At 34.5% G+C, this 15,180-nt stretch carries 13 protein-coding genes; 9 read left to right on the top strand and 4 right to left on the bottom strand.

Going from position 1 to position 15,180, the window contains the following annotated elements; all coding sequences use genetic code 11:
- The first annotated feature begins 16 nt into the window (after nt 1–16).
- Nucleotides 17–1,531 carry a DEAD/DEAH box helicase gene (locus HM990_RS09940; RefSeq protein ID WP_178988789.1) on the top strand — a complete coding sequence of 505 codons (1,515 nt, stop codon included), beginning with the start codon at nt 17–19 and terminating at the stop codon, nt 1,529–1,531.
- A gap of 98 nt (nt 1,532–1,629) precedes the next feature.
- Nucleotides 1,630–2,361, top strand: a complete 732-nt coding sequence (locus HM990_RS09935; protein ID WP_178988788.1) for a hypothetical protein — start codon at nt 1,630–1,632, stop codon at nt 2,359–2,361.
- A 33-nt stretch (nt 2,362–2,394) separates the two neighbouring features.
- On the opposite strand, the gene HM990_RS09930 is transcribed toward HM990_RS09935, so the two are convergent.
- The 4 genes from HM990_RS09930 to HM990_RS09915 form a co-directional block, all read right to left on the bottom strand.
- On the bottom strand, nt 2,395–2,994 hold the full coding sequence (locus tag HM990_RS09930) for a YdeI/OmpD-associated family protein (RefSeq protein ID WP_178988787.1): 600 nt from the start codon (nt 2,992–2,994) through the stop codon (nt 2,395–2,397).
- A 113-nt stretch (nt 2,995–3,107) separates the two neighbouring features.
- A complete protein-coding gene (locus HM990_RS09925; RefSeq protein WP_178988786.1) occupies nt 3,108–3,470 on the bottom strand; it encodes a DUF2200 domain-containing protein in 363 nt (120 codons plus the stop codon).
- A gap of 166 nt (nt 3,471–3,636) precedes the next feature.
- Nucleotides 3,637–4,866, bottom strand: coding sequence for a peptidase T (gene pepT, locus HM990_RS09920; protein ID WP_178988785.1), 1,230 nt, complete (start codon nt 4,864–4,866; stop codon nt 3,637–3,639).
- A gap of 31 nt (nt 4,867–4,897) precedes the next feature.
- Nucleotides 4,898–5,728 carry a universal stress protein gene (locus HM990_RS09915; RefSeq protein ID WP_178988784.1) on the bottom strand — a complete coding sequence of 277 codons (831 nt, stop codon included), beginning with the start codon at nt 5,726–5,728 and terminating at the stop codon, nt 4,898–4,900.
- 137 nt (nt 5,729–5,865) lie between these two features.
- Here HM990_RS09915 and HM990_RS09910 point away from each other — a divergent pair, with 137 nt between their 5' ends.
- The 7 genes from HM990_RS09910 (at nt 5,866) to HM990_RS09880 (ending at nt 15,159) form a co-directional block, all read left to right on the top strand.
- Nucleotides 5,866–6,894 (top strand): quinone-dependent dihydroorotate dehydrogenase, encoded by a 1,029-nt coding sequence (locus HM990_RS09910; protein WP_178988783.1) that lies wholly within the window; start codon nt 5,866–5,868, stop codon nt 6,892–6,894.
- A gap of 123 nt (nt 6,895–7,017) precedes the next feature.
- Nucleotides 7,018–7,635, top strand: coding sequence for a LysE family translocator (locus tag HM990_RS09905; protein ID WP_178988782.1), 618 nt, complete (start codon nt 7,018–7,020; stop codon nt 7,633–7,635).
- 164 nt (nt 7,636–7,799) lie between these two features.
- Entirely contained in the window at nt 7,800–8,663 is an 864-nt protein-coding gene (locus HM990_RS09900) for a hydroxymethylglutaryl-CoA lyase (RefSeq protein ID WP_178988781.1), read from the top strand.
- A gap of 267 nt (nt 8,664–8,930) precedes the next feature.
- Complete coding sequence (locus HM990_RS09895; protein ID WP_178988780.1) at nt 8,931–10,133, top strand: DUF4856 domain-containing protein; 1,203 nt, start codon at nt 8,931–8,933, stop codon at nt 10,131–10,133.
- Nucleotides 10,134–10,218: 85 nt separating this feature from the next.
- Nucleotides 10,219–11,331: an imelysin family protein gene (locus HM990_RS09890; protein ID WP_178988779.1), complete on the top strand. Its 1,113-nt coding sequence runs from the start codon at nt 10,219–10,221 to the stop codon at nt 11,329–11,331.
- 56 nt (nt 11,332–11,387) lie between these two features.
- Entirely contained in the window at nt 11,388–12,752 is a 1,365-nt protein-coding gene (locus tag HM990_RS09885; RefSeq protein ID WP_178988778.1) for an HTTM domain-containing protein, read from the top strand.
- A complete protein-coding gene (locus HM990_RS09880) occupies nt 12,733–15,159 on the top strand; it encodes a TonB-dependent receptor domain-containing protein (RefSeq protein ID WP_178988777.1) in 2,427 nt (808 codons plus the stop codon). Before HM990_RS09885 ends, HM990_RS09880 begins: the two co-directional genes overlap by 20 nt.
- Nucleotides 15,160–15,180: the final 21 nt, after the last annotated feature.

Genomic DNA, 15,180 nt, shown 5'->3' with positions numbered 1-15,180 from the left:
TTACTAAATTTAGTCTATGCCGTCAGAAACTGGAACCGTACAACAAAATGCCACTGAGAAAAGTCTTTATGATTATCAAATAAAAGACCTGAATCGCATTTTTGATGTGATGGAAAATGAGGCTGATGATTTTAACCTCTTATACCAGTTGCCGACAGGAGGAGGGAAAACGGTTATTTTTTCTGAAATTGTAAGACGTTACGTCGAACAGCATAACAAAAAAGTGGTGATTCTTACCCACAGAATTGAGCTTTGCAAGCAAACGTCTAATGTGCTGTCTGGCTTCAATGTGAAGAACAAAGTCATTAATAGTAAGGTGAAAACACTTCCAGATCAAGATGATTATCAGTGTTTTGTGGCGATGGTGGAAACTTTAAACAATCGCTTGTCGGATAACGATTTTCAGCTAAAAAATGTAGGATTAGTTATTATTGACGAAGCACATTACAATTCTTTCAGAAAGCTCTTTAAGTTTTTCGAGCAATGTTTTATTCTTGGTGTTACGGCAACACCATTGAGTAGTAATATTAAGCTACCAATGAAAGATAATTATAACAAACTTATTGTTGGTGATGATATTTCTACCTTAATTAAAAACGGGTTTTTGGCCAAGGCAGAAGTGTCCCATTACGATGTTGGCCTAACGTCTCTTAAAATTGGTATTAATGGCGATTACACCGTAAAATCCTCTGAAGCCTTATACACCAATTCCTTAATGCAATCTAAGTTATTAATCGCCTATGAAGACATGGCGAAAGATAAAAAAACCTTGATTTTCAATAACGGTATTTACACGTCGAAGGAAGTTTATTACACGTTTAAGAAAGCAGGTTATAATGTTCGGCATTTAGATAATACGGCTAACAAGCAAGAGCGAAAGGAAATTTTGAAATGGTTTAAGCACACACCAGATGCAGTGTTGACTTCGGTCAGTATATTAACTACAGGTTTTGATGAGCCTTCCGTGGAATCCATTATCTTGAATAGAGCCACAAGATCCTTAACCTTGTATTTTCAGATGATAGGTCGTGGTAGCCGAATTTACAAAGACCGAAAATCGTTTCAAGTTATAGATTTAGGTAATAATGAAGCGCGTTTTGGCCCATGGGATCAGCCCGTGGATTGGCAACATATTTTTAAATATCCAGATTTCTATTTAGAGAATATTCTTGATGATGAATTATTGGAACGTGATTTTGTCTATACCATGCCAGATTCGCTTAAGGTGAAATTCAAAAAATCGTATAACTTAAATTTTGATGTCAAAGCAGAATATAAGGATGTGATTAATTCTGGTAAAAAATCTTTTACCGTTATTGAGCGTTCTATTGCACAACATTCGCAAATTTGTATTGATAATAGCGAAGATGTTTACGATGCCAGGGAGTTGATTAAAGATTTGCAAGATGAAATTGCTTACAGGATTAAACAATATTGTTATTGTATTATGAACAGTACCCAAAACTATAAAGACTGGCTATTTGAAGAGTATAACAGAAAGCTAAGAATTAGCTTTAATGGTAAGTTTTAACTTTTTTTTGTAAGGATTTCTATTTTTATACGTTTATTTTGAGTTAGGAATGGTTTTTGTTCCCTAGTGAATAACTAATATTATAATTTATTTTTAAATTGAAAACCATCACATACATCCTTTATATATTCTGCATATTATGCAGCACTATGGTTTTTGCCCAAGTAACGGACAAGGAAAACAAGTCCATTCGTATTCCTGCTGAAAAATCTGAAACCAAAAAAGATTCTGCCTTAGTAAAAGTTAAAATTGCACCAATCCTTAAAGACGAAGAGGACAAGTCCAGTGGAAAATCTAAAGAAGAAGAGAAGTTTGTAATTAGGGAAACCGAAAAACCATTTTCAATGACCGAAAATGATGGTCTAAAAAACCCAGGCGAAATCTTTGAAAAACGCTGGAAAAAAGAAGCGGTTAAGGGTGGCTATGTTCAAGTCATGTCTGATCAGTTTTTAGGGGAACATAATGTGGATACCAAATTTGTAAATATTGTGTGTAGGGATCATCAATATCCTGATGGTGACCGAGTTCAGATTTTGATTAATGGAATTATAGTAAAACACAGTTTAACACTCACCAGCAGTTACAGACGTGTAGAAGTTGATTTAGCTGATGGTAAAAATACTGTTGATATCATAGCGCTAAACCAAGGGGAATCTGGACCAAATACGGCCGAATTTGTAGTTTATGATGATAAAGGCAATGTGATATCTTCAAAAGAATGGAACCTTTTAACAGGTGTAAAAGCCACCATTATTTTTAATAATGAAAAGGTTGTTATAAAAGAAAAATCCGCTGAAGAGACGAAGGCTGAAACAGCTTCCAACAATTAAATTAGTTATTTTTTGCTAACAGCTAACAGCATCTCAACATTCCTTATACTTGTCATGTAACCCTTTACCTTCGATAATCATAGGTATAATTTTGTCGAGACGTCTTTGTTTTGTTTCGTCCCGTTTTGCTTCAGCTATATACTCACAGTATTCTCTTTGCTGTGATTGAGAAAGTGCCTTAAATGTTTTATTAAATTCCGAATTCTTCTGCAGTGCCACATTTAATTCCTTAGGAATAGTCACCGATTTCGTTTTACGTTGTGGTTTCAATTCTCGACCTAAACGCTGATTTTCTATGGCTTCTTTTACGTAAGCTAAAACGGCAGCTTCATTAATGTCTGTTTTGGTTTCAAAGCGCATTTGCCGCATGGCTTTGGTTTTTTCTTCTTGTGCATTAAAAAGTAGTTGCTGCTCATCTTTTAAAAACACGCCTTGATGAAACCAAATACAAAAATGATGTTTAAAAGCTCCAAGACCTAAAATATTCTTACCATCTAAACAATAGGTTGGCATGCTCCATTTTATGGTTTCTTCTAATTCCGTTGAATTTATAAGGTCACGTAAAATGGTGAGTTCTTCAGAAAAGTGCGGATTAATTTCAATGTATTCTTCTACTGAGCTTACTTTTTTCATGATAGAAGTGGATTTGATGGTTTATGTATAAAAGAGTAAAATATTGCTTAAACGAGGAAACAAGAATAAACGAAGAAAACAATGGGTTAATAGTAAATCCACATCAACTAATCTCAACGCAAAATTTTCTCCATTTTTCGTCCTTTGGCTAATTCATCCACCAATTTATCTAAGTATCGTACTTCTCGTGTTAATTGTGTTTCAATTGCTTCGATGCGATATCCGCAAATGACTCCTTTAATCAAATCAGCATTTGGATTCAAATTTGCTTTTTCAAAGAAGGTTTTAAATGTGACTTTATCGGTAATCAGTTTTTGGAGTTTTAGTTCATCAAAACCAGTTAACCATTCAATCACTTGGTGTAACTCTGCTTTTGTTCTCCCCTTCTTTTCAACTTTTGTAATGTAATGTGGATATACTGAAGCGAAGGTCATTTCTGCAATACGTTTATCGTGTTCTGGTGTCGTTGTACTCATATGTTTATTTTGCAATTGAAAAATAAGAATTCTAAAATTTAAGCGCAAAAAAATAAGCAATAAACTGAAAATTTCTAGCTTACTGCTTACTGCTTACTGCTTACTGCTTACTGCTTACTGCTTACTGCTTACTGCTTACTGCTTACTGCTTACTGAGAGACAGAGACTATTTCTTTAAAGCCGTCAGCTCTGCAATCTTAACAATCACTTTGACCGCTTTCTGTATGCTTTCCACAGGCACATACTCGTAACGTCCATGAAAATTATGACCACCAGCAAAAATATTTGGGCAAGGTAAACCCATATACGACAATTGAGAGCCATCGGTTCCACCACGAATCGCTTTAATTAGAGGAGCAATACCAACCGCTTTCATTGCTGCTTCAGCAATATCCACAATGTGCATTACAGGTTCCACTTTTTCTTTCATGTTGAAGTATTGGTCCTTCAATTCAAGCTTAAAAACGTCGCTTTCATATTTAGTGTTTAAATCGTCAATGATTTTTTGCATTAAAGCTTTTCGAGCTTCGAATTTGTCTTTGTCATGATCGCGAATAATGTATTCTAATTTTGTTTCTTCAACATCACCTTCAATATTATGCAAGTGGAAAAACCCTTCATAACCTTCGGTATGCTCTGGAGTTTCCAATCGAGGCAGAATGTTAATAAATTCCGAAGCATAATACATGGAATTTATCATCTTTCCTTTGGCATAACCAGGATGTACAATTTTTCCTTTTACTGTGATTTTTGCGCCTGCTGCATTGAAATTTTCGTATTCCAGTTCGCCAACTTGGCTACCATCCATGGTATAAGCCCAATCGGCTCCAAACTTTTCGACATCAAATTTATGGGCACCTCGTCCAATTTCTTCATCAGGTGTAAACCCGACTTTAATGTCGCCATGTTTAATTTCAGGATTCTTGATAAGGTGTTCCATAGCAGTCACAATTTCCGTAATTCCGGCTTTGTCATCTGCACCTAAAAGTGTTGTGCCATCTGTGGTAATCAACGTTTGACCTTTGTACATTAATAGATCTTCAAAATAATCTGGCGAAAGAATAATGTTTTGTTCTGCATTGAGTACAATATCCTTTCCATCATAATCTTCAACAATTTGAGGTTTTACATTGGCACCTGTAAAATCTGGAGAAGTGTCAAAATGCGAAATAAAACCAATGGTCGGTACATTATGATCTACATTGCTAGGTAAAGTTGCCATGATATAGGCATTCTCATCTATGGTAACATCACTTAATCCTATAGCTTTCAATTCTTCAACTAATTTATTGGCTAAATCCCATTGTTTCGTGGTACTTGGCGTGGTTTCAGAATTTGGATCAGATTCAGTATCTATGGTCACATAGCTAATAAAACGGTCAATGATATGTTGCATGTAGTGGTCTTTATTTTTTAAGGGTTTATGATTAAAGTTTAAAGGTAATAACGGGAAGCTTGCTATGATTAACCACATCTTCGGAAATACTGCCTCCAAAGAAATGGCTCAATCCTTTTCTTCCGTGTGTAATCATAGCTAACGCATCTGCTTTATTTCTTTTGGCGAAACTTAATAAACCGTCTTCTACGTTATGGTCTGAGATACGTGCAATGCTCACATCTGTTTCTTTTAATTTTGCTGATTCTAAAAATGTAGAGATTTTTTCGTCAATTTCATCAGTACTCAAGAAACTTAAATTTGGCGTATTAATATGCAATAAGGTGGTATTTGTTCCTAATTCTCCAAGTAATTCTAGTGCATTTTTTACCGCTGAAATACTTTCTTTAGAGAAATCTGTTGCTAATATGATGTTGGTAAAATTAACATTTCCTGGTTTAGATTTTATAACTAAAACAGGTGTGTTACTGTAGCGAACTACTTTTTCTGTATTTGAACCCGTAAAAATGCCATCGTGATCACTGAGACCTCTGGAACCCATAACTATTAAATCAGCTCTGACTTCATTAGCAACTTCAGCAACTTCCTTTAATACTTTATGATATCTTATTATTGGTGTAACATTAACATCTTCAAGATAGGGTTGATCCAAAAAAGCTTCAAACTTCTTGTTGGCTACCATCATCATAAAAGCATTTTCTTCATTTCGTTGCGAACTCGTTGCGGTTATAACAGATTCTGACATCTCTAGCATGTGCATTACAATCAATTCTGAATTGTGTTGTTTTGCCAATGCAGCAGCAGTTTCTAGAGCATATTCCGAGTTTTTAGAAAAATCTACGGGAACTATAATTTTTTTCATAATAAGTTGATTTTGATTAGAATTTCAAAGTTAGTTAAATTAGGAACCATTAAAAATGATAAATGGCAGTTTATGATAAAATTAATACTTCGTTCTTAAGCTAGAGATGCTTATTTTTGCAGTGCTAAATCCGTTTTATGTACAAATCTATAATCAGGCCTATTTTATTTTGTTTCGATCCAGAAAAGGTGCATTACTTTACGTTTTCATTAATTCGGAAGGTATCTAAACTACCAGGAATTAAAGGTCTATTTAAAAGTATATATGTGGTTGAAGACAAACGCCTGGAACGGGAACTTTTTGGGTTGAAATTTAAGAATCCAGTTGGTTTAGCAGCAGGTTTCGATAAAAATGCGGTTTTATATAATGAATTGGCAAATTTTGGCTTTGGATTTATTGAAATAGGAACCGTAACACCAAAAGCCCAAGAAGGAAATCCTAAACAACGGTTGTTCAGATTAAAAGCCGATAAAGGGATTATTAACCGTATGGGTTTTAATAATGAAGGACTAGCAGCTGCTATTCAGGAACTTAAAAAGAATAAAGGCCAACTTATTATTGGCGGAAATATTGGGAAAAACACCCAAACCCTTCCAGAAGATTATACCAAGGATTATCTAGAATGTTTTAACGCTTTGCATTCTTATGTGGATTATTTTGTTCTGAATGTCAGTTGCCCAAATGTAGGAAGCCATGCTAAATTAAATGACAAAGACTATTTGTTGGAGTTGATTTCTGCTGTACAAAATGCGAATACGACGTTTAGCAAACAAAAACCAATTCTACTAAAAATAGCACCAGATTTAAATACCCAACAATTAGATGAAATTATTGAGTTAATCGCAGAAACCAAGCTCGAAGGAGTCATTGCCAGTAACACCTCAGTGGATAGAACAGGATTGAAAACAAGTGACCAAAGACTTTCAGAAATTGGTAATGGTGGCTTAAGTGGACAACCAATAAAAGAGAAATCTACTAAAGTGATCAAATATCTAGCTGATAAAAGCAACAAGGCATTTCCGATCATTGGAGTAGGAGGTATTCATTCTGCGGAAGATGCTTTAGATAAAATTGATGCTGGTGCCGATTTAGTTCAAGTTTATACGGGTTTTATTTATGAAGGGCCGAGTTTGGTTAAACGGATTAATAAGGCTTTGTTAAAGTAAAAAAGTTAAACACGAATTTCACGAATTCCAACTAATTCTAAAATTGCACAATGATTAGTGAAAATTCGTGAAATTCGTGTCAAAACTCACGTATCCAAAAGTTATCGCTAACTAAATCTCATTTTGAATTACGACATCCTCATATCATTCGCATTAGCAACATCAGCTTTAGCCATTTCGCCAGGACCAGATAATATCTATGTTTTAGTACAAAGTATAAGTAACGGCAAATCTTATGGACTGGCAACCGTTTGCGGATTGATTACAGGTTGTATTGTTCATACGACGCTGTTGGCATTTGGTGTTTCGGCAATTATAAAGGCGAATGAAAATTTATTCTTTGGCATAAAACTTTTAGGTGCCATTTATCTTTTATTTCTGGCTTATAAAGTCTACAAGTCGAATGCTGAAATTACGCTTAACTCAGAAAATGTTCCGAAGAAAAGTCTAAAACAGTTATTTGTACAAGGTTTTTTTATGAATGTCCTCAATCCTAAAGTCACGATTTTCTTTTTGGCATTTTTTCCAGGGTTCTTGTTCAGCGAATCGATGAGCACTGTAATTCAGTTTTATGTTTTGGGTGGCATATTTATGTTGGTGTCGTTTATTATTTTTTCTGCAATAGCTTTATTGGCAGGACAGATTAAAACTTTTACTTTAAACAATAAGAACTCAGGATTGATTTTAAAATGGCTTCAAATAATTGTATTTATTGGGATTGCCGTTTTTATTCTAATTTAGAAAAACAACGTTTTTAAAAACTTACTGACAGGAATTTCACTAATGTCCACTATATATTCGTGCTAATTCGTGAAATTGGTGTCAAAAATAAAAATTTCAATCGATCTATTCATGTTAATAATTATGGCTTTCAAATCCCTATCCTAAACCGTATATTTGAACCAATGAACAAAGCCGTTAAAATCATAGAATGTCCGCGCGATGCCATGCAAGGTATTAAGGATTTTATTCCTACGCAGCAAAAGATACAATACATTCAATCCTTATTACGCGTAGGTTTTGATACTATTGATTTTGGTAGTTTTGTATCGCCAAAAGCGATTCCTCAAATGGTGGACACAGCCGAAGTTTTAGCACAATTGGATTTAAGCAAAACTGAAAGTAAACTACTTGCCATTATTGCCAATACCAGAGGCGCAACGGATGCATCACAACATTCTGAAATCGATTATTTAGGATTTCCGTTTTCAATTTCCGAAAACTTTCAAATGCGAAATACGCATAAAACCATTGCTCAATCTGTAATCACGCTTTCTGAAATTTTGGAAATCGCAGAAAATAGCCAAAAAAAAGTAGTTGTCTATATTTCCATGGGATTTGGAAATCCTTATGGTGATCCTTGGAATGTAGATATCGTTGGCGAGTGGACGGAACGTTTGGCTAAAATGGGCGTTGGTATTTTATCGCTAAGTGATACCATTGGAAGCTCTGATGCCGAAAATATTGATTATTTATTTTCACAATTAATTCCAGATTATCCCAACATAGAATTCGGAGCCCATTTACATACCACACCAAGCACTTGGTTCGAAAAAATTGATGCCGCCTATAAAGCTGGTTGCCGACGTTTTGATGGTGCTATTCAAGGATTTGGTGGTTGCCCAATGGCAAAAGATGACTTAACAGGCAATATGCCAACTGAAAAAATGTTATCGTACTTCACTCAGAAAAAAGCGCATGATCTTAATGCGATGAGTTTTGAAAGTTCTTATAATGAAGCTACTAAGATTTTCAGCAAATACCATTAGTATGATTTGGATATTTGAAGCGAACCTTTCACGCTTTAGAAGTAGTTAATCAACCCCATTTTGATAACATTTCAGTATTCAAATTATTATACTTTCATTCAATGTATTTTTAAGTAATTGAAAAACAACATGACACAAGTTTATTTAAATTTAATCTAAATAAAATTTGATAATGTAAATATCTGTTTTAAATTTGCATCTTTAATTGAAATATTATTTATAACAAGTCTTAATAAGAATAGCAAAACGATTAAACGTATCATTAAAATGAAAAAAATAGCCTTAAGTTTATTTGTAATTGGAAGTATTTTAACCTCATGCTCTAGTGATGATGACAACGGAGCATCAGAACCACAGGTAGTTGCGCCAACCACCTATCAATTTGAAAGAGATGGAACTACAACGGTGAGTTTTAGTGGACAAACTACTAGAATTGCAATGGGCGAAGAATTTGTAAGTGCATTAAGGGATGACTCCTACACAGAATCACAGTTAGATGCGATGTTTGCCCATGTTGAAGGTGCTTCAGATTTCGCTGATGCGGATTTAAATGCGTCAGATAAAAGTATACGAAGTAAAGTTGCTGCATCCAAGGATTATTACTCTGCCAATACAACAGAAGCCAATGCTATAAAATCGCAGTTTGATACTTGGATTTCCGATCAGGTGACTAATGTTTTTCCAAATTGGAATAACACAGCGTCGGCTGGTACTGCAGGTCAATTACAACAAGCTGGAGGCGGATCTGTGCGATATATCAACGAAAAAGGTTTTGAAATCAATCAATTAGTGGCGAAGGGTTTAATTGGTAGTTTAATGACCGACCAAATTCTTAACAATTACCTCAGTCCAGCGGTTTTAGATGAGGCTTCAAATATTACAAATAATGATAATGATGTGGTAGAAGATGGAAAATCCTATACGACAATGGAGCACAAATGGGATGAAGCTTTCGGTTACTTATATGGAGCTGAAGCAGATGCTACAATGCCGAGCTTAGATGCAGATTCCTTTTTAAGCGAATACATGGACCGTGTAGATTCTGACGAAGATTTTACTGGTATTGCACAAACTGTTTTCGATGCTTTTAAATTGGGAAGAGCTGCTATCGTAGCTAAAAATTATACGGTTAGAGATGAACAAGCTGAAATTATAAGAGAAAACATTTCAAAAGTTCTTGCAGTAAGAGGTGTATACTACTTACAAAGAGGAAAAACGATATTGGCTGAAGGTGATATGGCAAGTGCTTTTCATCAATTATCTGAAGGTTTTGGTTTTGTTTATAGCTTGCAATTTACGAGAGTACCAGGAACTACCACGCCTTATTTTTCAAAATCTGAGGTTGATGCGTTTATGGCGCAAGTATCAGCAGATAATGGCTTATGGGATGTCACTGCAGACACTATAGATACTATTTCTAATACGATTGCAGATCGTTTTGACTTTACGGTTGAGCAAACTGTAAATTAAAGATTGATGGATTATTAAGTATAAGTATTCATTAGGTAGAGTACTTATGCTTAAGTATCTTTGCAAACTGAAAAAAATAATAAATATGATTAAAAAAGCACTGATTCTTTTAGCTATTGTTTTTGTAGCTGCTGCTTGTAGTTCTTCAGATGAAGGTCCTGGGACTACTAACGATAATTTTGATAGAACAGCTTTATTGACCAATTTGGCTGACAATATTATTGTACCTGTTTATGAAGATTTAAACTTTAAACTATCAGATTTGGTGACTCAAAAAAATGCATTTGTCGCTGTACCAAATCAAGTTAATTTAGACGCTTTTAGAACGTCTTGGTACAACGCTTACAGCGTATGGCAGTCTGCTGAAATGTTCACTATTGGAAGAGCAGAAGAAATTAATTATGTTTTTCAAATGAATATCTATCCAACAAATATTACAGATATTCAGAATAATATTCAATCTCAGAGCTACGATTTGGCGAATGTTAATAATAATGATGCCGTAGGTTTTCCTGCTTTAGATTACATGTTATATGGTTTGGCAGATAATGACACAGAGCTATTAGAGTTTTATACAACAAATCCTGATGCTTCTAAGTATTTGGCTTACGCATCGGATGTAACTGATCAAATGAAAGCTTTAACACAAGATGTTACCACAGATTGGTCAACTTATGCACAGACTTTTATTGGCAATTCTAGTAATACAGCAACAGGTTCAATAAATAAGTTAGTTAATGATTATATGTTCTATTATGAAAAAGGATTGAGAGCTAATAAAATTGGAATTCCAGCTGGTAATTTCTCTGCAACACCTTTGCCTGAAAAGGTTGAAGGGTATTACAGAAGTAATATTTCCAAAGCATTAGCGACTGAAGCTTTAGCTTCGGTAAAAGACTTTTTTAACGGAAAAGCATATAATGGAAATACGTCAGGTGAAAGTTTAGCGTCATATTTAGATTATTTGAATACCATTAAAAATGGTGAGGATTTAAGCACATTAATCAATAATCAGTTTGATATTGCACAATCTAAAATCAATATCTTGGATAATAATTTTACCACTCAGATTAACACAGATAACACCAAAATGACTGAAGCTTTTGATGCTTTGCAAATGGCAGTGGTGCTGTTGAAAGTAGACATGTTACAAGCCTTGAATATAAGTGTCGATTATGTCGATGCCGATGGTGATTAGAATATATTTAAAATCTCAAAAGGATTCTCATCAATGAGAATCCTTTTTTTTGCTATATGCCAAGTAAACTAAATACATATTTCAAAGCACGATCCAATGCGGCACCTTTGGCGGTATTCAGAATAGGTTTTGGGGTTATGATGTTGGCAAGTATTATTCGATTTTGGTCCTATGGCTGGATTGAGAAATTATATATTGAACCAAAATTTCATTTTTCTTATTATGGGTTCGAATTTATAAAACCCATTGGCAATTACACTTATCTTCTTTTTATTATTTGCGGACTTTCAGCTGCATTTATAGCTTTAGGCTTAAAGTACAGAATAGCTATCATAACCTTTTTTTTAAGCTTCACGTATATCGAGTTAATGGATAAGACCACCTATCTGAATCACTATTATTTTATAAGTGTGTTGAGTTTATTGATGTGTTTTTTACCAGCTAGTGCTTACTTTTCTTTAGATGCTATCATTAGAAAAAAGCAATACCATCAAATCCCTAAATGGACAATTGATGCTATTAAACTATTGTTAGGTATCGTTTATGTTTACGCTGGTTTAGCTAAAATTAATAGTGATTGGTTATTCAAGGCAATGCCACTAAAAATATGGCTACCATCCAAATATGATCTACCATTTATTGGAGACAACATTTTGCAACAAGAATGGTTTCACATCGCTATGAGTTGGTCTGGAATGTTGTATGATTTAAGTATTCCTTTTTTATTACTTTATAAACGCACGCGCGTTTTTGCATTCGTCCTTGTGGTGTTTTTCCACATTTTTACTCGGGTTTTGTTTCCTATCGGAATGTTTCCTTATGTAATGATTGTAGGCACCTTAATTTTTTTCGATGCAAAAGTACATGAACGCCTATTGGAGGTGTTTCGAAAACTATTCAAATTTTTAAAGTTGAAATATGTAAAACTTGAAACATCAACATATAGCTTTTCAAATCAAAATATAATTCTACCAATTTTAGGGTTGTTTTTCGCTATTCAATTACTTTTGCCATTTCGGTATATGTTGTATCCCAATGAATTATTTTGGACAGAAGAAGGCTATCGTTTTTCGTGGCGCGTGATGTTAATGGAAAAAGCGGGTTATGCTGAATTCAAGATTGTTGATGCTAAAAAAGCACAGTCGTTTTCGGTCAATAATTCAGATTTTTTAACGCCGTTTCAAGAAAAACAAATGAGCACGCAACCTGATTTTATTTTGGAATACGCAAAGTATTTAGAGCAACATTTCAAAGCGCAAGGGCATGAAAATATCGAAATTTATGTGGACAGTTACGTGGCGCTTAACGGACGTTCTAGTGAACGTTATATCGACCCAAAAGTAGATTTGTTAAAGCAAACGGAATCATTTAAACCAAAAAATTGGATTTTACCATTTAAGGATGAAATTAAAGGACTATAGTTTATTCATAATATTTTTTGTCAGTGTATTTTTTATAAGCGCACAACATAAGGTCTCTGGTATTGTGACGAGCAAAGTATCACAACAACCACTAAACAATGTTGAAGTTTACGATAAGGTTACAGGATTATTGGCGAAGTCAAATTCGGAAGGTTATTATGAATTTACTACCAAAAAGCAAAAACTAAGTTTAGTATTCTTTTCGTTTGAACATCAAATTATCGAAATTGACCTAATAATTGAAGATGATGTTGTTTTAAATCAGCAATTAGAAACCATAGGCGAAGCATTGACAGCTGTCGAAATCACAGCACGTAAAAACAAGGTATTCGAGTTAACACGATTAAGGGATGTCGAAGAAACAGCCATTTATGCCGGTAAAAAAACTGAAGTGGTTTTAGTAGAACAATCCATGGCAAATTTGGCAACCAATAATGCTAGACAATTGTACAGCCAGGTGGCAGGTTTAAATATTTACCAAAATGATGATGCAGGATTACAACTTAACATTGGTGGTCGTGGACTGGATCCAAACCGAACGGCCAATTTCAACACCAGACAGAATGGTTACGATATTAGCGCAGATGTTTTAGGTTACCCTGAAAGTTATTACTCGCCAGCTTCCGAAGGGTTAAAGCAAATTCAGGTCATTCGTGGTGCTGCGTCCTTACAGTATGGAACACAATTTGGAGGACTCATTAATTTTGTGATGAAAGAACCTAATCCAAATAAGCCAATCGAACTCATTACCAGAAACACTTTAGGAAGTTTTGGTTTATATACCAATTTCACGAGTCTGAGTGGTACAAAAAACAAATGGAGTTATTACACATTTTTCAACTATAAAAAGGGCGATGGTTTTCGACCAAATTCAGAATTCGAATCTAAAAATATTTATGCACATATTGGATATCAGTTTAATGAGAACACCTCGTTGGCTGCAGAGCTTACCTATTTAGACTATTTAGCGCAACAAGCTGGTGGATTAACAGATAGCATGTTCAATGAAAACCCTTATCAAAGCAATAGAGCTCGAAATTGGTTCGAGGTAGATTGGTTGCTTTACAATGTTAAATTCGCACATCAATTTTCAGAAGACACCAACTTTACGTTTAATTTTTTCGGATTGAATGCCTCCAGAAATGCATTAGGTTTTAGAACCAATAGAGTGAGTCAAGTAGATCCTGGTGTGGAACGCGATTTAATAAAAGGCGATTTTAATAATTACGGTTTTGAAACACGTCTATTAAGTAATTACCAAATATTCAATAAAGAGGCAACATTCTTAATCGGTTCAAAATTTTATAATGCGAATAATAGTCAGCAACAAGGACCTGGTTCGGATGGAATAGGTCCTGATTTTAATATAAGAACCGACGAATTTCCAAATTATTCAGATCAATCAGATTTTGATTTTCCCAACTTGAATGTAGCTGTATTCGGTGAAAATATCTTTTACCTGAATGATAAGTTTTCGGTTACACCAGGTTTTCGATTCGAGTATATAAAGACTGAAAGCGAAGGGTTTTACAAACGCATCAACACAGATGCAGCTGGCAATGTTATTTTTGAAGAAACCGTAGAAGATAATCGTGATTTTGAAAGGAATTTTGTTCTGTTAGGCTTGGGACTTAGTTATAAACCAACCACGAGTCTAGAGGTTTATGGAAATATTTCCCAGAATTACCGTTCCGTTACGTTTTCGGATATTAATATCAACAATCCTGCTTTTGTAATAAATCCAGACATTACAGATGAAGATGGATTTACCATAGATTTAGGTCTAAGAGGAAATTATAAATCTTTTGTCTCTTACGATGTTGGTGCATTCGCTTTATTTTATAATGGTAGAATTGGATTTGTTCAAAAAGGACTGGCAGATGGCCGAGTAGTAAGTGAACGAGGTAATATTGGCGATGCCCTAATGTTTGGCGTGGAATCTTTATTCGATTTTAATTTAAAGAAGTTGTTCAAAATGAATAATGATTTCAGTCTTAATTATTTTATTAATACGTCATTCATAAAATCGGAATACACGAGCTCTGACCAACCAGGAATTGAAGGCAATAATGTAGAATTTGTTCCAGATTTAAATTTAAAAACAGGATTGCGATTAGGATATAAAAATTTGATGGCCAATGTGCAATACACTTATTTGGGTCGTCAATTTACAGATGCAACGAATTCGGTAGAATCAAATCTCAGCGGAGTCATAGGAGAAATTCCAGAGTATGATATTTTGGACCTATCATTATCATATACTTACAAAAGGTTTAAACTAGAAACAGGAGTCAATAATTTACTGGATAACGCCTATTTTACAAGACGGGCCACAGGCTATCCAGGACCGGGAATTATTTCTTCTGCACCTCGTAACTGGTTTACAACTTTAGAAGTTACATTTTAATAACTTTAAATGTAATATTAG

Origin of the sequence: Winogradskyella schleiferi (assembly GCF_013394655.1) — a bacterium.
GTDB classification, from domain to species: domain Bacteria; phylum Bacteroidota; class Bacteroidia; order Flavobacteriales; family Flavobacteriaceae; genus Winogradskyella; species Winogradskyella schleiferi.
The sequence above is the reverse complement of the archived record's forward strand: the minus strand, read 5'-3'. Positions and strand labels throughout refer to the sequence as shown.